Source organism: Leptospira haakeii, assembly GCF_002812045.1.
In the GTDB taxonomy this organism is placed as follows: domain Bacteria; phylum Spirochaetota; class Leptospiria; order Leptospirales; family Leptospiraceae; genus Leptospira_B; species Leptospira_B haakeii.
This window is the reverse complement of record NZ_NPEG01000007.1, coordinates 85,449-103,306: the sequence shown is the minus strand read 5'-3', so window position 1 is coordinate 103,306 and position 17,858 is coordinate 85,449. Positions and strand designations below refer to the sequence as shown.

Here is a 17,858-nt window from a genome sequence, read left to right as displayed (position 1 = left end):
TTGACCGAAACCGACCTCAAGTGTAATAGAATTTCTCAGAGGATTTATGAGTAGCATACAAGGGATCGAAGGATTGTCGGAAGCTGAGATACGCTCGGAAGTACAGAGAGGCGGAAAATTCGTATATTATCTTTATACGTTCTCCATTTTGATTATGACTTTTAAAAATCCTTCTAAGGTTTATTTTATTCGCGCGAGGGAAAATTCTATTTTAAAAGGATTGGGGTTCACCGTTGTGACTTTACTTTTCGGTTGGTGGGGTTTTCCTTGGGGACCAATCTATAGTATCCAATCCTTGTTTACAAATTTACGCGGCGGGAAGGATATCACTCCCGAAGTTTTGAGTTCCCTCAGAACGGAACAACAGATCGATACCAGCCGCTTTTAGTTTTTTCTAGGACTTCTTAATATCCGCCCAAGGTCTTTCTTTTTCCAATTGTCCTGCCAGTCGGAAAAGTACATCTTCTCTTCCTCTTTTGGAAGTGAATAACATTCCGATCGGTAGACCAAGAGTCGTTTTAGAAAGTGGAACAGACATAGAAGGTTGTCCTGTAAGATTTGCGAGCTGTGTAAACGGAGTTCTCGAAAGATTTTTTTCTACAAGTTGGTCTACCATACCGCTGGCCAAAAGTAATTTACCTGTTCCGATCCTTCCGATGATCTGCATTGCAATTTCTTCATATAGTTTCGGTGCAAGCTCTCCAATTTTAGCGGGAGGTTCTGCTGTGGTTGGGGTCAGATAAAGATCATAATTTTCTAAAAAGGATTCTGAGATATAGGCTGCTTCATCCCAATATCGGATTGCGGATACAAATTCACCTGCGGATATAGATCGTCCGAGTAATCCTAAGATCCAAGTAGTGGATTCCACATCTCCCATCTTGGCCTTTCTGCCTAATACTTTGTCTAAGCGAGAAATTTCAGAGGCAACTTCTCCGAAATACATGGTCACGTATGCTTTTGCTAAACGTTTTCCATCCACCTGAGGAGAACTTTCTTCCAATTTATGGCCCAATGATTTTAAGAGCTTTACTGTGTCGTGTAACGCATCTATATGATCTTGATTGACCGGGGTTCCAATGGGAGAAGCGAAAGAATATGCGATCTTTAGTTTGCCTGGAGACTTCTTAGCTTCCGATAGATAAGAAGTTTTATTTTTATCCATAGAGAATGCTTCTTCTATCCCGACACCTGAGACTAGATCTAAAACTGCTGCACTGTCTCGGACTGATTTAGTAAGAACATGATCTTGAGAAGCTCCTTGCCAAACTCTTCCGTAAGGACGGACTGGAACTCTTCCTCTAGTTGGTTTTAATCCGAATAGTCCACAATAAGCGGCTGGGATTCGAATAGATCCTCCACCATCCGAGCCTGTCGCAATAGAACTCATTCCGGACGCTACCGCCGCTCCGGATCCGCCGCTAGAACCACCAGGAGTTCTTTCCGGATCCCAAGGATTCCGAGTTGGTCCGTGAAATTTCGGTTCAGTGATTCCCATTAAAGCAAATTCGGGAACATTCGTAGTACCTATAAAAACGAATCCCGCATTTCTTAACCTGGAAACAAAAACACTATCATCGGATGGAATGTAATTTTTGTAAGCCTTGGAACCTGAAGTGATCTTCTGTCCCTTCACATGGTGTAATAAATCTTTAATAAGAAGTGGAACTCCGTAAAAGGGTCCCTTAAGTATCTTGCCGGATCTCAACTCTTCTCTTGCTTTGTCGATCGTGTTCAAAACAACTGCGTTCAATTCCGGATTGAACCTATCAATCTTTGCTTCAGAAAAATCTAATAATTCTTTGGGTTGGATCTTCTTCTTTCGGATCAGATCAGCAAGACCGATACTATCATAAGAATCGAATGGAAATTTTGTAGTACTCATATTCTTCCGCCAAAATGGATTTAGGACTCGGTCGAAGGGGTAAATCCAGACAGAATACTGGGAACCATTTACCGAATAAAACGCTCTAAGGGAGAGAGGCATAAAGCTTGGCCCACTTGGGTCAAGGATATTCCCCAGCCAAGGGGAATTTTCATTTATAGAATCGCAGCTAAAATCAGGATAGGTAAATATTGGTGTTCGGAATAATGGATTTATTGGCAAAATACGGCAAACTTAAACGTGGAAGCTGGGCGGTGCTCGTTTTCGTCTTTAGTTTGGCGATCGAGGCCGATACCGAGCTGGACAAACAATTCTTATCCGCAGTGAAAGAAGGGGACCTTCGTAAAGTAGAGCTACTTCTCGGCCAAGGTGCGACTGTGGATGCTAAGGATGATGATGGCCGCACTGCGATCATGCTTGCAGAAGGTGAGGACGTAGTTGAGTTTCTCATCAAACATGGAGCGAATATCAACGCCCAGGATGTAGATGGGAACTCAGTACTATTCTATCGTTTAATCCCTATCTTAAAGGTAAAAATCCCCGATATGGACGATCTGGCCGAAGCAAAACGACTGATCGAATCCGGCGCATTGGTAGAATATACGGCTCGAAAGGGGGAGGACCAAAAACCGGTTTCTCTTCTCAATATGGCGATCCGGAACCAAAGTCTTGTTCTAGTAAAATTTTTGATAGAGAACGGTGCTAACCCGAATCATGATCCAGGTGGTATCGAAGAATATCCACTTTTCCTAGCTGTGGGTGGCGCTTCCTCTCCTTCTAATTTGGCGATTGCAGAATATCTGTTAGCGAATGGTTCCAAAGCAGTGTTCACTAGCAGATTGAAGGATGTTCATTCTCCTAATGGGACTTACCAGATCGGCGCAAGAAATGCATTTCATTATGCTACAGAGCCCAAACAAACTGACCTGAAAATTTTGGATGTTTTAGCTAAGGCTGGAACAAATCTAAATCATAGAGATGCAGAAGGAAAAACTCCTCTTATGGAAGCCATCCAGAGGAAAAATGTTTCTGCAGCTCAGAAATTGATCCAACTCGGATCTGATCTTACTCTAGCGGATAACCAAGGTAAGACGGTACTAGATCTGGCAAAAGAATATCATCTGGATGAAATAGAACGGATTTTGGCCGAAAAACTTTCCTCCAAGACACAATAATACAAAATCTTCTTAGTATACAGTTTTTAGAGTATACCGAACTGATATTTCGGTATAGGATGCTTTTTTCTAAAAACCTCTAACAATTGTAAGGTTGTCATGTAGATTCGTCGTCATATCAACGTTATATAGGCGAAAATTTCTTTCATGATCGTTCCATGCGAAGACAAAGTTGATCCTCCTCTAGAAAATCCGGATACTAAAGCCAAAGAGAAAGCTTTAGGACAGTTCTTCACGCCTTCTGCTTTGGTCAGTCCCATGCTGGAATGGGTTTCCGAAACCAAAGCTGCCTTAGAAGGGAAAAAAATTAAAATACTCGATCCAGGGACCGGGGAAGGAATTTTTTTCCAAAAATTCCAGGACCATTTCCCAGAATTGGATAGCGAGTTCCATGGTTGGGAGATCGATCCAATACTACACGAGAAGTGTATACAAAACTTGGAGAAGGCTGGGATCTCCAGAAATCGTTTTCATTTGGTGTTAGGGGACTTCCTACAAAATGAAAAGAAAGAAAACTATGATATCATACTCTGTAATCCTCCTTATCTTCGCCTAAGCCATTCCAAACATGGAAAAAAATTGATCCGTCAATTTGCGGAGGACATCAAGGACGAGATTCCAGGGACAGCAAATTTGTATGTATTCTTCCTACTTCGTATACTAAGACTTTTAGCTCCCGGAGGAAGGGCGTCTATACTTGTTCCTTACGAATTCTTGAATGCTGGATATGGAGTTCCGATAAAAAAAGCGATCATTCAATCCGGATATCTTCGTCGTATACTTATCTTAGATTCTTCCTGGTCCTTGTTTACAGGAGCTGTTACTTCTTCCTGTATACTGTTCTTAGAAAATTCAAGAGAGAAGGAAGAAGGTTTTCTTTGGTCAAGGACCTCATCATTCATTAAAGGAGAAAGTATAGAGCTTTCCGAAATGGTCTGGAGAAAAATCCGTCCTGATGCTGAGGCAAAATGGACTCGATTATTGAGTGATTACTCGGAACCGGTACAAAATATAAAAAATGATGATAAAAATTCACCTAACAATAATTATGTGACTATGTCCGAAGATAATCGTCACGGTTGGGTCCCTATTAAGGAATTCGGAAGTTTTAGGAGAGGAATCGCGACAGGGGACAATGGGTATTTTCTTTTATCCGAAAAAGACGCTTCGAACTTATCTATTCCTAAAAACTATCTCAGATCTTCTATTCCGAAAGCTCAATACGCACTTTCTCCATTTTTTACCGGAGATGATTGGAACACTTTGAAATCACAAGGAGCCAAGGTCTGGCTTTTAGATGCAAAAGAAGTCCCTAACACTAATGAGCAAGAAGGTATCAACAAATATCTGGAAGAAGGAATAAAACGAGGTGTACCTAAACGTTTTCTTCCTTCTAAAAGAAAACCTTGGCATTCTCAGGAGAACAGGGGACCTTGTAGGATCTTAGCCACTTCTTTCCATAGGGAAGAAGTAAGATTCGTATTCAACCAAAGTCCTGCAGTTCATCTTACCTGCTTTCATGGATTTTCCGCAAAACCTGAATATGCTCACTTCGAAGAGTATCTATTTGCTTATCTGATAACCCCTCATGTGCGTAAAGAATTGGAATCTAGAACCAGGGAATATGCTCAGGGGCTGCGAAAAGTAGAACCGGGAGATCTGAATTCCCTTCTTGTGCCCGATTTCAGAAAATTAAAAGAAGCGGAGAAGGAAAAGATCGGAAAATTACTCCATAATTATAGGAATATGATCCGCCCTTGGACTCCTGGTCGTAGACAAAAAGGGGAAAAAGGAATCAGAAACCCGGAAGAAGAAGCAGTACTCAAAAATATCGAAACTGAATTCTTAACCGGGTTATAAGAGAAGCTATTTTAGATTTTTATAAAGTTTATCCAAAAGCCGGACTAGGTCCTTCTTTTCCGGTTCCGTAAAACCTTTATAAAGGCCTGCAAGCAATGATCTGGAGATCCCAAGCATCACAGGTCGGATAGAATAGGCCTTGCGTGTAAGTTGTAGATTAACAACTCTTTGGTCTTGAGTGTCTCTCACTCTTTCCACATAACCTAGATCTTGGAGTTTGTCCACAAGTGCAGTCAGAGTGGACTTATCCCTATCTATCATCCGAGCTATATCCTGCATCGGAACTCTTTTGGACATTGCTAGTGCGAATAAAATATCCGCATGGGTAGTAGTTAGCTGTCCCAAGCCTTTGTCCTTCAGTTCGGAATTCAAACGTCTGTGGAATTCGTCCCTGATCCTGGAAATCAGATAAATGATCGTACGAGGATTCATTTTAGAATACCTTGCCGATTAGGCGAATTGGTAGAGATAGATTACTTCACCGATAGCAGCAGGTTTTGCGGCACCTTCTACCTCGAAGCTAAGTTTTAAGGTCATCCTTGCAGTACCTCTTAGGTCCTTCAATTCAATCAATTCCGCTCTAAGTTTGAGTTTGGAACCCACCTTAACAGGATCTAAAAAGCGGAGTTTTTCCATTCCGTAGTTGATTCCCATTTTGATGTTTCTTAATTCTAAAATCTGGCTCAATAGGTAAGGAGCCATAGAAAGTGTAAGATAACCGTGAGCGATCGTAGTTCCGAAAGGGGATTCTTTAGCAGCTCTTGCCGGATCAGTATGGATCCATTGGTGGTCCAAAGTTGCATTTGCGAATGTATCGATTTGTGCCTGGGTGATTTCGTGAGCGTCGGATACGCCTAGTTCTTTTCCTTCGTATGCTTGTAATTCTGCGAAGCTGGATAGTACGAGTTTAGCCATTTGATTTTGTCCCTGTCAATGCTGGATCTATATGTCCAGTACCCTAAGATATTAAATAGTTTTGTCACCAACTTTTTAGGTAAAACCAGAACGACTGTTCTGTTCGGTGGGCAAAGTTTTCACACGGAGTAATGGAGGAGAAAGTAGCACAGGGTAGGTTTTTCGCACGAAGGCACAAAGCCACGGAGAAAAGGGGGTGATTATAAAACCTTTCCCCTTCGTGCCTTAGTGTCTCTGTGCGAAACTGAAATACTTTACCTCTTTATGAAACTAAACTACTTTAAAAAAACTTAAAGTTTAGTCTTAAGGATAGAACAGTCGTTCTGTTTTTAGGATTAGATTTCTGAAAAATTTAGAGAGCTTATTGAAAAACATTCTCATTTCGAAAAAAGGAAAATTGTAAAATTCGAAAATGATAGAATCCGGTCTTCCGACCTCTTGCAAAGGCACCTTTCGGGATTTTAGATTGACATAAGCGAGTAATCGCGTTTGATAGAAGTTAGATATGGGAAGTTCGCCGGACCATCTAGGCCCCCTGCTGATTCAATTCCTCTTGGGAGTAGGATTCTCCGCTCTCATACTCGGACTCGCGTTCCTTCTAAACCCCAAAAAAAAATCCAAGCCTCATGATACTTTTGAGTGCGGAGTACCGTATTATGGGGATGCAAAGGGATTGTTTAATATCAAGTTCTACTTGGTCGCAGTTCTATTTATTCTTTTTGATATAGAAGCGATCTTCCTTTTCCCTTACGCCGTGAATTTAAAATCATTCAAAGAGGCGGGACTGGGTAATTTTCTCTTAATAGAGATGTTTGTTTTTATTTTCACCCTCGTGGTTGGACTGTATTATATTCGGAAGAAGGGGGCCTTGGAATGGGATTAAACGAACAACTCGCTCAACCCGGATCGTCTTATGGAGATTCTTTTCAGATTGCTACGGTTGATTCCGTGATCAATTGGGGAAGAAGTTACTCTTTATGGCCTTATCCTTTTGCGACCGCATGTTGTGGGATAGAATATATGAGTACGTCTTGTGCGGATTACGATATCGCCAGGTTCGGAGCGGAAAGACCTTCTTTCTCTCCTAGACAAGCAGACATGATCTTAGTTCTTGGGACCATCACTTATAAAATGGCTCCGGTGCTTCGTGAAATTTACGACCAATTGGCTGAACCGAAATTTGTGATCAGTTATGGAGCCTGCGCTTCTTCCGGAGGAATGTTCCATGCATACTCCGTTTTACAAGGAATTGATAGGATACTTCCTGTGGATCTATATGTTCCAGGTTGTCCTCCTAGACCAGAAGCACTTTTGGATGCAGTAATCAAACTTCAGGAAAAAGTAAAAACCCAAGGGTTAGAAGCCAGAAGACAGGAAGTAATGGATAAGATCCGGGAAATGAACGAAAGAAACAAACCCCTGGTCGTCCGATGAAAGAAACAATCCAGAGTTTCCTAAAAGACAAATTCCCTCATTTTATCTCCAAGGAAGAAGAAATACTTACAAATCTTCCTACATTCTTCTTAAAACCCGAAGGAATTGTTCCTGTTCTTTCCGCTTTAAAAACAGCTCCTGGGATTGAACTGAATTATCTAAATGACCTGACCGCAATCGATTGGTTGGGCAAAAAAACTCCAAGATTCGAAGTCTGTTACCTTCTCCGCTCTGGAAACAAATCCTCCACAAAAGTACAATTCCGCGTGGCTTTGGAAGAAGATGAACAAGTTCCAAGTATCATAAGTATTTTCAAAGGTGCGAACTGGCCGGAGAGAGAAGTTTACGATCTATTCGGTATTCGTTTTGCGGGCCATCCTAGAATGGATCGCCTCATTATGCCTGATAATTTCCAAGGTCATCCATTAAGAAAAGATTATCCTTTAGAAGGTTTCGGTCAGGATTATCTGGTAGAAGACCTTCTCACCATCCACTTAAAAGAAGATATGGAGGCTTAATATGACAGCGATGTACGAAAAAACCGCGGAACATTTCAGCCTCAAACAGAAAAAACTCCCTGAGGGACACCTACTTGTGAACTTGGGACCTTCTCACCCTTCTACTCATGGGATCCTACAAAATGTGATCCAGCTAGACGGAGAAAGAGTGGTGGATGCAGAATCCGTGATCGGTTATGTACATCGCAGTTTCGAAAAATTAGGAGAACGTTATACTTATAATCAGTTCCTAGTTTGTACGGATAGAATGAATTACGTATCTACTCCTCTGAATAATATAGGATGGATACTTACTGTCGAAAAAATGCTCGAGATAGAAGTTCCTGATAAGGTGACTTACGTTCGGATGATCGTCTCCGAACTTTCTCGTGTGATGGATCATATTATCTGCAATGGTATCTTGGGTGTGGATCTTGGCGCATTCTCCGGGATGTTACACTTATTCCATCATAGAGAGAATATCTATCAAGTTTTGGAAAAACTCACGGGTGCAAGACTTACCACTACATTCTGTAGAGTTGGTGGACTCGAAAAAGATATTTATCCTGAATTCGAAAAGGATGTGAAAACGATCATCAAAGGACTTCGTCCTGCGATAGAGGAGTTCCAGTCTTTATTAGTAAATAATAGGATCTTTATGGATAGAACGGAAGGTGTGGGAGGTATCTCTGCAGAAGATGCTATCTCTTACGGTTATTCCGGTCCGAATTTAAGAGCCGCAGGAGTTCCTTGGGACATTCGTAAGGACGATCCTTATATGTTCTATGATAAGGTGGATTTCGATATTCCTGTAGGAGAGGACGGTTCCGTTCTTCATAGGACTCTTGTCCGTATGGAAGAGATGAGACAATCTCTTCGAATTGTGGAGCAGTTAATTAACGGTCTTCCAACAGGCGCCCACCACGCAGATATTCCTCATATTTATCTTCCTGAAAAGAGCAAGGTTTATAAGAATATGGAAGAGTTGATCTACCATTTCAAATTGATCATGCACGGGATCAAAGTTCCTAAGGGAGAATATTATATGGCAACCGAGGCCGCTAACGGCGAGCTCGGATTTTATATCGTTTCCGAAGGGGAGAAATCTCCTTGGAGAGTACATGTTCGTAGGCCATGTTTCTGGTTTTATCAATCTTTCCCTGAATTAGTAAAAGGTTCACTTCTCGCGGATACGGTCGCTACAATGAGTTCAATGAATGTGATCGCAGGGGAGTTGGACTGCTGATGAGTTATCAATTTTCTTCCCAATCAGTTGCAAGGCTAGACAAACTATTGGAGATGTTTCCCGATAAAAGAAGTGTGATCCTTCCAGGGTTGTACCTCCTACAGAAGGAACAAGGATATGTGGACAGAGAAGGAATGGAAGCTCTTGCAGACAAGATAGGCTCTCCAATTTCTCTCGCGCAAGTATACGGGGTCGCAACATTCTATACCCTATACAATAAAAAGCCTGTAGGCAAGTATCATATCCAGATTTGTGGAACTTCTTCTTGTTATATGAGAGGGAATGATAAACTTGAAAAACATATTTGTTCTCGTTTGGGAATTGAGTTAGGAGAAACAACTCCTGATAAAAAATTCACTTTGGAAGAAGTAGAATGTCTGGGTGCATGTGGATACGCTCCTATGGTCCAGATCAACGACTCATATTATGAAAATCTAACGTTTGAAAAAATGGATGAGATCTTAAAGGATTTAACCTAAGGGGAAACGTTATGGCAGAAATGAAAATCCTCACTAAATTTATAGACGATCCTCGTTCCAACGAATTGGAATTTTACGAATCGGTTCACGGTTATGACGGGATGAAAAAGGCCCTCTCTATCGCGCCGGAAGAAATTATAGAGATCGTTAAAAAATCAGGGTTGAGAGGAAGAGGGGGAGCTGGTTTCCCTACAGGACTCAAATGGTCCTTTATCCCTAAGGATATCCCGAAACCTAAATATTTGATCTGCAATGCGGACGAGGGCGAACCTGGAACATTCAAAGATCGTAAACTGATCGAGAATCTTCCCCACCAGATCATCGAAGGAATGGTGATCGGTGCAAAAGCTATCGGCGCAAACAAAGGATTTTTTTATATCCGTGGAGAGTTCAATAAAGGGATCGATTCCATGCAGAAGGCAATTGATGAGGCTTATGCAAAAGGATATCTGGGAAAGAACATCCTAGGTAGCGGATTTGATTTTGATCTGGTATTATATGCGGGAGCAGGTGCTTATATCTGCGGAGAAGAGACTGCGCTCATCAATTCTTTGGAAGGTCGTAGAGGCCATCCAAGATTAAAACCTCCATTTCCTGCGGTTTCCGGTCTATATCGTTGCCCTACAGTGGTGAATAATGTGGAAACTTTTTCCACGGTTCCTCATATTTTGGACAAGGGTGCTGATTGGTATTCTAAGATCGGGACTGAAAAATCCCCAGGCACCCGTTTATTCTCCGTTTCCGGTCATGTAAAAAGACCGGGAGTTTACGAGATAGAATTAGGAACTCCTTTATTAGAATTAGTGAATGATCTTTGCGGTGGAATGCTGGATGACGTTCCGTTAAAAGCGGTGATCCCAGGCGGTTCTTCTGTTCCTATCCTAACTGCAGAAGAATGTAAGACTGCAAACATGGATTTCGAATCCATGGCGGCTCATAAGACAATGCTTGGTTCCGGCGCAGTAATCGTTATCGGAGAAGGCACGGATCTAGTGGAGACCACCTACAGATTTGCAAGATTCTACGCTCATGAATCCTGCGGCCAATGTACTCCATGTAGAGAAGGTACTCATTGGGTGAGGGATCTACTACATAAGATCAGAGAAGGAGAAGGAACAAGTGCAGACTTGGATCTTATTCTTTCTTTAGCTCGAAATATGGAAGGTGGAACAACCATTTGCCCTCTTTCCGATGCATGTGTTGGAGCTGTCCGACCTACTATCTTAAAGTTCAAACATGAATTCGAAGCCAGATTAAAAGATAAGGCTGTAAAAGAAGAAGTCCAGCCTGCGACAAGCGGGGCCCAATAGATGGATTGGAATATAGTTCTACTCTGGCTTCTGAAGAGTGCGCTTTTTTTCTTAGTGTTCATCACGGCATGTGCTTATTATACATTAGCAGAACGTAAAGTAGCCGGATTTATCCAAGACAGAAAAGGCCCGAATCGTGCGGGCCCTCTCGGTCTTTTACAACCGTTAGCAGATGGGATCAAGTTTTTAACGAAAGAAGAGATTTTCCCTAAAAATGTGAACAGGGTCATGTATTTGATCGCACCTGCGATCTCTATGACTTGTGCAATCATGGCTTGGGCAGTTGTACCCTTGGGTGGGACCGTGATTTTGCCTGAATTTTTGGCAAAGGAAGTCGGATTTGCTTCTTTAGATCTTCAAATTGCAAATCCTGATACAGGGATTTTGTTCTTATTTGCGATCTCCAGTCTTTCCGTTTATGGGATCATCCTTGCTGGTTGGTCGAGTAATAATAAATATTCTTTGATTGGTGGGATCCGTGCTACGGCTCAGATGATCAGTTACGAATTGCCTCTTGGTCTTTCTGTTGCTGCTATTGTTATCTTAACTGGATCTTTAAAACTTACAGATATCAACGACGCGCAAGTGGGTCTTTGGAATATTTTTAAACTTCCCGGCTTTATTGCATTTTCCGTTTTCGTAGTGGCTATGTTTGCGGAAACAAATCGACTTCCTTTCGATCTAGCAGAAGCGGAATCCGAACTGGTGGTTGGATTTCATACTGAATACGGCGCATTCAAGTTCGCGTTATTCTTCATTGCGGAATACATGAATATGATCACTATGAGTTGTGTAGTCACCATTCTATTCTTTGGTGGATACCATCTTCCTTTTGGTATATTGAGCGGTTCCGTTTGGCAGGCCTGGGCAGGACTAGGTTTCTTTACTCTTAAGGTTTTATTTTTCGCATTCTTATTTATGTGGGTGAGATGGACCCTGCCTAGATTCAGATACGATCAGTTGATGACTATCGGTTGGAAAAAAATGATCCCCTGGGCAGTTGCGAATATTCTGATCGCAAGTGTTTATGTTGGCTTGGACGGTTTCTGGAAATGGTAGGAATATTCGATAATCCCCAACTTCTGCTCTTTTTTATATTCAGTGGAGTATTAGTTGCCGGTGCCTTAGGAGTCGTATTTCATCCGAATCCAATCAGTTCCGCTGTTTTACTTGTACTTTCCTTTTTCGCGTTAGCCGGAATTTATGCGGTTATAGGTTCCGTTTTTGTGGCTACCATGCAGGTTTTGGTCTATGCGGGTGCCATCATGGTACTTGTAGTTTTCGTTCTGATGCTTCTGTCTTTGCATGATGAAGGGATTGCGAAACTTTGGAATCATCCGATCAAAAAAGTTTTGGTCCTTTCCGTAGTCGTGTTGCTTGCAATTGTTCTGATCCATTCCGTAAGAGAGGGAGTTCCGAACACGGATGCCTCTCCTAAAGGGTATTCTGACTCCGGGTCTTACGAGTATACATTATCCAAATCGGAAGAAGGTAAAACTGGAGTGATCGCAGAAGGAAATACTGCTGCGGTGGGAAGTTCCATGTTTTTAGATTACCTTCTTCCTTTTGAAATTGTTTCCATATTACTTTTAGCAGCTGTACTAGGTGCAGTTATATTAGGAAAAAAGAATTTAGGTAAAAAAACAGAAGAAGGGGAGCCATGAATCCGGGAATTCTGAAACCAACTCTCGCGGGAATCCCCGTGGAATATCTGCTGATCCTTGCCTGTATTATTTTTTCCATCGGTGTCGCCGGGGTTCTATTCAGAAGAAGTGCGGTAGTCATCTTCATGAGTATAGAACTCATGTTGAACTCGGTAAATTTGGTATTTGTCGTTTTTTCTAAATCACTTCATCAGGTTCAAGGAGAAGTGGTTGTATTTTTCGTGATGGCAATCGCAGCAGTGGAAGCGGCGATCGGTTTGGCCTTAGTGGTTGCAATTCACAGAAAGAAAAAAACAAGTTTTGTAGACGAAATGAATTTAATGAAATGGTAATGCGATGAGTTGGGAAATCCTTATATCCGTTCTGGCTTTTTCTCCGCTTCTTGGGTCCGTACTAAACGCATTATTCGGAAGGTATTGGAAAGGTTTATCAGGTCCGATCGGAACCTCTTTATCTTTCGTATCTTTTGCTGCGAGTGTATTCGCTTATTTACAATTCCGTCCTCTAGAAAGACAAGATGCTCAAATCATCACCCTATTTAATTGGGTGGATGTTGGGAATTTTAAAGTGGATCTTGCTTACCAAGTAGATCAACTTTCTCTCTTTATGGCCCTGATTATTACGGGTATCGGAAGTTTGATCCATCTATATTCCATCGGGTACATGAAAGGTAATCCTGGGATTGGAAGGTTTTTTTCGTATCTAAACCTATTCGTATTCTTCATGCTCCATTTGGTTTTAGCGGAAAACCTCGTGGTTCTATTTTTCGGTTGGGAAGGTGTGGGACTTTGTTCTTATCTTCTGATCGGTTTTGATACTCATAAGGAAAATGCAGCGCAAGCAAGTATCAAGGCTTTCGTTACCAATAGGATCGCCGACTTGGCGATGATAGGTGGGATAGCTCTTACATATTGGCTGGCCGGTTCAGTTTCCTTTATTACAATTTCTGAATCTTTACCTCAGGCAAAATTTTTACTGAATGCACTTCCTTTTGTGGCGATTTGCTTCTTTATAGGTGCAATGGGTAAGTCCGCTCAATTCCCCTTCCATGTTTGGTTGCCTGATGCGATGGCCGGACCTACTCCGGTTTCAGCTTTGATTCACGCGGCTACTATGGTTACTGCAGGTTTATTCCTGATCGCAAGATTGAATTTTATTTTTATCTTAGTTCCTAAGGTCGGTTTTTGGATCGTTTGTATCGGAACATTCACTGCATTTTTTGCGGCGACAATCGGTGTTTATCAAAACGATATCAAAAAAGTTTTAGCTTATTCTACGGTTTCTCAGTTGGGATATATGTTCGTAGCAATGGGAACCGGTGCTTATGTGGCGGGGCTTTTCCATTTGCTGACTCATGCATTCTTTAAAGCCTTATTGTTCTTGGGTTCCGGCTCAGTCATCCATGGATTATCTGATGAGCAGGATTTGAGAAAAATGGGGGGACTGAAGTCCCAGATGAAGATTACTTGGTGGACCTTCCTCTTGGGAACCTTGGCGATCGTAGGAGCTCCCCCATTCAGTGGATTTTTTTCCAAAGATTTGATTTTAGAAAAAGCGTTCTTTTTCCATCCAGTATTCTTTGGAATGGGGATTGCTACGGCATTCTTAACCACATTCTATATGTTCCGCCTAACGTTCTTGGCGTTTACCGGCAAGTCCAGGGTTTCCAATCATGTACATCCTCATGAATCTCCTTGGACCATGACTTTGCCATTAGTGATTTTGGCACTGGGCGCAGCATTCTCCGGATATTTATTAGTTCCGGAATCTTTAGGGGGAGGAATTGATTTCTTAGAGAAATATTTCTTACCTATTTTTGCAAAAGGATTATTGTATTCTTCTCAGCAAAAGGGTATCACGGAAGTACTTCATTTAAGCCATCAGTTGGAACTCCTACTTGCTGGACTTTCTTTAGGAGCGATCCTTTTAGGAGTAGGGATCTATTGGTTTTTCTTTGGCAAAAAGGAAAAACTGCCTTTAGATGAATCCACTTATACCGGCTGGAGAATTTTTCCTGCAAACAAGTACTTCATAGATGAAATTTTTAAAAACGTTTTGATCGGGCCGATCTCCGCCTTATCCGAATTCTTATCCGAAGTGGTGGAAAAACGTTTGATCGATAGGGTTTTAACCGGAACTGGAAAAATTTCCGGCGGAGTTGCATCATTACTACGCAGGATCCAAACAGGAACCGTAGTAGATTACGCTTTTCTAATTGTATTAGGGACTGTTTTGATCTTGTCCGTATTTTTATGGAGGGGAATCTAAGTGCCCCAGTACTATTTAAGCATTCTATTATTCTTACCTGTTTTAGGGATCCCTTTCTTATTCTTATCTAAAAACGAAAAATGGATCCGTCTTTGGTCTGCGATTGTGACTCTGGGAGTCTGCGCGATGACCATTCCTCTTTTTTTGGAATTCTTGAGAGGAGACAGCGGTTTTCAATTTACGCATCATATTTGGAACTTCTTGAAGCTACAGTCAGGAGGTCTGGATTATCATATAGCGATAGACGGATTCTCCTTATTGCTCGTAACGATGTCCGCGCTTCTATTCTTTCTTTCTGTATTATCCGCTTTTTCTAATGTAAAACAAAGGATTAGAGAATTTTTTATACTTCTCCTATTAGTGGAAACAGGAGTGATCGGGGTATTTCTTTCGGTTAACCTGATCCAATTTTACGTTTTCTGGGAATGGATGGTTTTACCTTTCACTTTGATGGTGGGTATCTGGGGGGAACAAGGAAGAATTAAGGCTGCAATGAAGTATCTGGTATTCTCTTTTACCGGATCCGTTTTCATGCTTGCGAGTATTCTGGTCTTATATCATTACACCCGCACATTCGATCTAGAAGAATTAGCTGTTGTATCTTTGAATTTAATACCGGCAAATATTAAGTTTTGGTTATTTGTGGGATTTAGTTTTGCATTTGCGATCAAGGTGCCTCTATTTCCTTTCCACACCTGGATGCCTGACGTTCACGAAGAAGCTCCTACTGTTGGTTCCGTAGACTTAGCTGGTATTCTCTTAAAAATCGGACTATTTGCATACGTTAGAGTTGTTATTCCGATTTTTCCTCAGGTATTTTTAGAATATCGTAATCTACTTACTGCACTTGCAGTTGCAGGGATCGTTTACGGGGCTCTAGTCGCTTTAACTCAGAAAAATAGCAAACGTCTGATAGCTTTCTCTTCTCTTTCGCATATGGGTTTCTGTATTTTAGGGATCTTAACTCTTACTGAAGAGGGAGTGGCAGGAGGAATGCTCCAAATGGTGAATCATGGATTCACTTCCGGTCTTTTGTTCTTTATATTAGGATTTTTGCATGAAAGAACCGGAACTAACGAGCTAAAAGATTATTCCGGTCTTGCTAAATCCGCTCCGTTTTTGGCAGTAGCGATCGGTCTAGCTGCTTTTGCGAGTGCCGGGCTTCCTGGAACAAACGGATTCGTGGGAGAATTTTTGGTTCTTATCGGGACTTTCAAATACAGCCTTATTTATGGATTTTTGGCGGGAACTGCGGTGATTTTCGCAGCAGGGTATATGTTATACTTTGCTCGAAACCTATTATTTGGTGAGCCGAATTCTTTATCTTCCGGTTTATCCCCTATGAATGTAAGGGAGAAGTTTATAATCTCCATAGTTGCAGGAATTATAATATTAACCGGGATTTTTCCTAATATTCTGCTAACGTATTTAAAACCAAGCGCTCGAGTGGTATTAAACCTGACTTCTAAACAAGCGTTACAAGAAAGGGCCTTTTTGGAACAAGAAGGTACTTTGAAAAATACTAAGAAGAAATTTATAAATTATAGGACCTTGGGCACCGAGCCTCCTAGTTATGAGGATAGGATCAGTTCCGGAAGAGGAACAGGGATCCCAGGTAAAAAGACAGTGTCCCAAGAGGCGGAAGAATGAATTTAATTCCAAATTCCAATGATCTAATTTCTATACTCCCAATTCTGGTACTTTCCGGAGGAGGGATCTTATTACTTGGATTACAGTTCTTTTTCCAAGGATTTGAATTTAGGATCGTAAGATTTACTTCCGGTTTGGTTTTGATTGCGGCATTCTTCTCCTTGTTTGTTTCTCAATCGAATCCTGGATTGGGGACTTATTTTTCAGGACATTATGAGATTTCCACATTAGGTTTTTGGTTTGGGGCGTTATACTTGATCGCCGCATTCTGCACTGTTCTTGCTTCTCCTCGAGTATTAGAACAACATAATATGGAATTTCCGGAATTCTATCCTCTTCTTCTTTTTTCGCTGGTCGGAATGTTCCTGATGACTTCTGGAACGGATACTGTTACAATCTTTGTAGGATTGGAGTTAATGTCAGTATGCTTGTATGTCCTAGTAGGAATGGCAAGAAGTGATGTTTATTCTTTAGAAGCTAGTCTGAAATATTTTCTTTTAGGAAGTTTTTCCACAGGGTTTTTCTTATTCGGAATGGCATTCTTATTCGGGGGATCAGGCACAACTCATCTACAGGATTCTTTAAAACCTTTGCTGAGTTCAGGATTTGATTCCAATTTTACTAAAATCGGATTATTACTTCTATTAACCGGGATCTCGTTCAAGATCGCATTATTTCCTTATCATTCTTGGACACCTGATGCTTACGAAGGTGCCTTAACTCCAGTAACCGGATTTATGGCAACGGCTTCTAAGTCCGCTTCTATGGGATTATTGCTCGTTGTATTTTCAAAACTTCCTGTTTCAGCTTCCGTTGGAGAATGGACCTGGATTATGGGAATTTTAGCCCTGATGTCCATGACTTACGGAAACTTTGTGGCTTTAAAGCAGACAAGTTTAAAAAGAGTTTTGGCATATTCTTCCATCGCTCATGCAGGCTATGTTGTTGCGGGGATTTCCTTAGGCGGAAAAGAAGAAGCATTATTTTATCTGATCGTGTATTCTTTTATGAGTTTGGGAGCATTCGCGATTCTTTCTTTCTTGGAAGAAGGAAATCGTCATGTAACGTATGAGTCCATTGCAGGACTTGCAAAGTCCAGGCCTTGGACTAGTTTTGCATTATTTATTTTCTTCTTATCGTTGGCCGGAATTCCTCCCTTAGGCGGGTTCTGGGCCAAATTATTTCTATTCCAAAAAATTGCAGAAGGGACGGATCAGATCTCAAGATGGTTACTCATCGGAGGGATTGCTAACTCTGCATTAGCACTATATTATTATGCAAAAGTAGGAATACTTACTTATATGAGTTCTGAAGAAGGAGAAATTTCTAAATTAGATTCTCCTAAAGCGAGTTACGGAGTGTTATTCGTATCCGCGATTTCTTTGGCGGCAGTTTTAGTGGGATGGTATTTTATCCAGCCTAAGGATTTGAATAGTTTGAAATTTGCAAACAAATCCGCAGAATTACAAAAGTAA

Annotated in this window: 18 protein-coding genes; 15 read left to right on the top strand and 3 right to left on the bottom strand. The window is 41.4% G+C overall.

Features of this window, described 5'->3' with window-relative positions; all coding sequences use genetic code 11:
• Nucleotides 1-46: 46 nt before the first annotated feature.
• Entirely contained in the window at nt 47-388 is a 342-nt protein-coding gene (locus CH377_RS12555; protein ID WP_100724135.1) for a hypothetical protein, read from the top strand.
• 6 nt (nt 389-394) lie between these two features.
• Here CH377_RS12555 and CH377_RS12550 read toward each other — a convergent pair whose 3' ends face one another.
• Entirely contained in the window at nt 395-1,885 is a 1,491-nt protein-coding gene (locus CH377_RS12550) for an amidase (RefSeq protein WP_207797614.1), read from the bottom strand.
• 206 nt (nt 1,886-2,091) lie between these two features.
• Here CH377_RS12550 and CH377_RS12545 point away from each other — a divergent pair, with 206 nt between their 5' ends.
• A complete protein-coding gene (locus CH377_RS12545; protein ID WP_100724133.1) occupies nt 2,092-3,060 on the top strand; it encodes an ankyrin repeat domain-containing protein in 969 nt (322 codons plus the stop codon).
• Between the two features lie 147 nt (nt 3,061-3,207).
• Complete coding sequence (locus CH377_RS12540; protein WP_100724132.1) at nt 3,208-4,920, top strand: HsdM family class I SAM-dependent methyltransferase; 1,713 nt, start codon at nt 3,208-3,210, stop codon at nt 4,918-4,920.
• A gap of 6 nt (nt 4,921-4,926) precedes the next feature.
• Here the strand turns inward: CH377_RS12540 and CH377_RS12535 are convergent, their stop codons facing one another.
• Both CH377_RS12535 and CH377_RS12530 read right to left on the bottom strand, forming a co-directional pair.
• The gene (locus CH377_RS12535) at nt 4,927-5,352 is read right to left on the bottom strand and encodes a MarR family winged helix-turn-helix transcriptional regulator (protein ID WP_008594860.1); all 426 of its coding nucleotides are present in this window, start codon (nt 5,350-5,352) and stop codon (nt 4,927-4,929) included.
• A gap of 18 nt (nt 5,353-5,370) precedes the next feature.
• The gene (locus tag CH377_RS12530) at nt 5,371-5,835 is read right to left on the bottom strand and encodes a MaoC family dehydratase (RefSeq protein ID WP_100711069.1); all 465 of its coding nucleotides are present in this window, start codon (nt 5,833-5,835) and stop codon (nt 5,371-5,373) included.
• Nucleotides 5,836-6,340: 505 nt separating this feature from the next.
• Between CH377_RS12530 and CH377_RS12525 the strand changes: the two genes are divergently transcribed.
• Genes CH377_RS12525 through CH377_RS12470 form a run of 12 tightly spaced genes read left to right on the top strand, consistent with a single transcriptional unit; the run spans nt 6,341 to nt 17,858 of the window.
• Nucleotides 6,341-6,718, top strand: a complete 378-nt coding sequence (locus tag CH377_RS12525) for an NADH-quinone oxidoreductase subunit A (protein WP_036089115.1) — start codon at nt 6,341-6,343, stop codon at nt 6,716-6,718.
• On the top strand, nt 6,709-7,269 hold the full coding sequence (locus tag CH377_RS12520; RefSeq protein ID WP_020768877.1) for an NADH-quinone oxidoreductase subunit B: 561 nt from the start codon (nt 6,709-6,711) through the stop codon (nt 7,267-7,269). Before CH377_RS12525 ends, CH377_RS12520 begins: the two co-directional genes overlap by 10 nt.
• Nucleotides 7,266-7,787: an NADH-quinone oxidoreductase subunit C gene (locus CH377_RS12515; RefSeq protein ID WP_100724131.1), complete on the top strand. Its 522-nt coding sequence runs from the start codon at nt 7,266-7,268 to the stop codon at nt 7,785-7,787. The genes CH377_RS12520 and CH377_RS12515 overlap by 4 nt, the downstream gene beginning before the upstream one ends.
• 10 nt (nt 7,788-7,797) lie before the next feature.
• Complete coding sequence (locus CH377_RS12510) at nt 7,798-9,012, top strand: NADH-quinone oxidoreductase subunit D (RefSeq protein ID WP_100724208.1); 1,215 nt, start codon at nt 7,798-7,800, stop codon at nt 9,010-9,012.
• A complete protein-coding gene (locus tag CH377_RS12505) occupies nt 9,012-9,491 on the top strand; it encodes an NADH-quinone oxidoreductase subunit NuoE family protein (protein ID WP_100724130.1) in 480 nt (159 codons plus the stop codon). Before CH377_RS12510 ends, CH377_RS12505 begins: the two co-directional genes overlap by 1 nt.
• A gap of 11 nt (nt 9,492-9,502) precedes the next feature.
• Nucleotides 9,503-10,801: an NADH-quinone oxidoreductase subunit NuoF gene (gene nuoF, locus CH377_RS12500; RefSeq protein WP_100724129.1), complete on the top strand. Its 1,299-nt coding sequence runs from the start codon at nt 9,503-9,505 to the stop codon at nt 10,799-10,801.
• On the top strand, nt 10,802-11,860 hold the full coding sequence (nuoH, locus tag CH377_RS12495) for an NADH-quinone oxidoreductase subunit NuoH (RefSeq protein WP_100724128.1): 1,059 nt from the start codon (nt 10,802-10,804) through the stop codon (nt 11,858-11,860).
• Entirely contained in the window at nt 11,854-12,465 is a 612-nt protein-coding gene (locus CH377_RS12490) for an NADH-quinone oxidoreductase subunit J family protein (protein ID WP_100724127.1), read from the top strand. Before nuoH ends, CH377_RS12490 begins: the two co-directional genes overlap by 7 nt.
• Nucleotides 12,462-12,797 (top strand): NADH-quinone oxidoreductase subunit NuoK, encoded by a 336-nt coding sequence (gene nuoK / locus CH377_RS12485; protein WP_020768973.1) that lies wholly within the window; start codon nt 12,462-12,464, stop codon nt 12,795-12,797. The genes CH377_RS12490 and nuoK overlap by 4 nt, the downstream gene beginning before the upstream one ends.
• A 4-nt stretch (nt 12,798-12,801) precedes the next feature.
• Nucleotides 12,802-14,733, top strand: coding sequence for an NADH-quinone oxidoreductase subunit L (gene nuoL / locus CH377_RS12480; RefSeq protein WP_100724126.1), 1,932 nt, complete (start codon nt 12,802-12,804; stop codon nt 14,731-14,733).
• Entirely contained in the window at nt 14,734-16,383 is a 1,650-nt protein-coding gene (locus tag CH377_RS12475) for a complex I subunit 4 family protein (RefSeq protein ID WP_100724125.1), read from the top strand.
• Entirely contained in the window at nt 16,380-17,858 is a 1,479-nt protein-coding gene (locus CH377_RS12470) for an NADH-quinone oxidoreductase subunit N (protein WP_100724124.1), read from the top strand. The genes CH377_RS12475 and CH377_RS12470 overlap by 4 nt, the downstream gene beginning before the upstream one ends.

Coding starts and splice junctions, on each gene's coding strand:
- CH377_RS12525 (WP_036089115.1), top strand. CDS start 6,341: ATGGGAAGTTCGCCGGACCATCTAGGCCCCCTGCTGATTCAATTCCTC.
- nuoF (WP_100724129.1), top strand. CDS start 9,503: ATGGCAGAAATGAAAATCCTCACTAAATTTATAGACGATCCTCGTTCC.
- CH377_RS12550 (WP_207797614.1), bottom strand. CDS start 1,885: ATGAGTACTACAAAATTTCCATTCGATTCTTATGATAGTATCGGTCTT.
- nuoH (WP_100724128.1), top strand. CDS start 10,802: ATGGATTGGAATATAGTTCTACTCTGGCTTCTGAAGAGTGCGCTTTTT.
- CH377_RS12490 (WP_100724127.1), top strand. CDS start 11,854: ATGGTAGGAATATTCGATAATCCCCAACTTCTGCTCTTTTTTATATTC.
- CH377_RS12520 (WP_020768877.1), top strand. CDS start 6,709: ATGGGATTAAACGAACAACTCGCTCAACCCGGATCGTCTTATGGAGAT.
- CH377_RS12510 (WP_100724208.1), top strand. CDS start 7,798: ATGTACGAAAAAACCGCGGAACATTTCAGCCTCAAACAGAAAAAACTC.
- CH377_RS12505 (WP_100724130.1), top strand. CDS start 9,012: ATGAGTTATCAATTTTCTTCCCAATCAGTTGCAAGGCTAGACAAACTA.
- CH377_RS12515 (WP_100724131.1), top strand. CDS start 7,266: ATGAAAGAAACAATCCAGAGTTTCCTAAAAGACAAATTCCCTCATTTT.
- CH377_RS12470 (WP_100724124.1), top strand. CDS start 16,380: ATGAATTTAATTCCAAATTCCAATGATCTAATTTCTATACTCCCAATT.
- nuoL (WP_100724126.1), top strand. CDS start 12,802: ATGAGTTGGGAAATCCTTATATCCGTTCTGGCTTTTTCTCCGCTTCTT.
- CH377_RS12555 (WP_100724135.1), top strand. CDS start 47: ATGAGTAGCATACAAGGGATCGAAGGATTGTCGGAAGCTGAGATACGC.
- CH377_RS12530 (WP_100711069.1), bottom strand. CDS start 5,835: ATGGCTAAACTCGTACTATCCAGCTTCGCAGAATTACAAGCATACGAA.
- nuoK (WP_020768973.1), top strand. CDS start 12,462: ATGAATCCGGGAATTCTGAAACCAACTCTCGCGGGAATCCCCGTGGAA.
- CH377_RS12545 (WP_100724133.1), top strand. CDS start 2,092: ATGGATTTATTGGCAAAATACGGCAAACTTAAACGTGGAAGCTGGGCG.
- CH377_RS12540 (WP_100724132.1), top strand. CDS start 3,208: ATGATCGTTCCATGCGAAGACAAAGTTGATCCTCCTCTAGAAAATCCG.
- CH377_RS12535 (WP_008594860.1), bottom strand. CDS start 5,352: ATGAATCCTCGTACGATCATTTATCTGATTTCCAGGATCAGGGACGAA.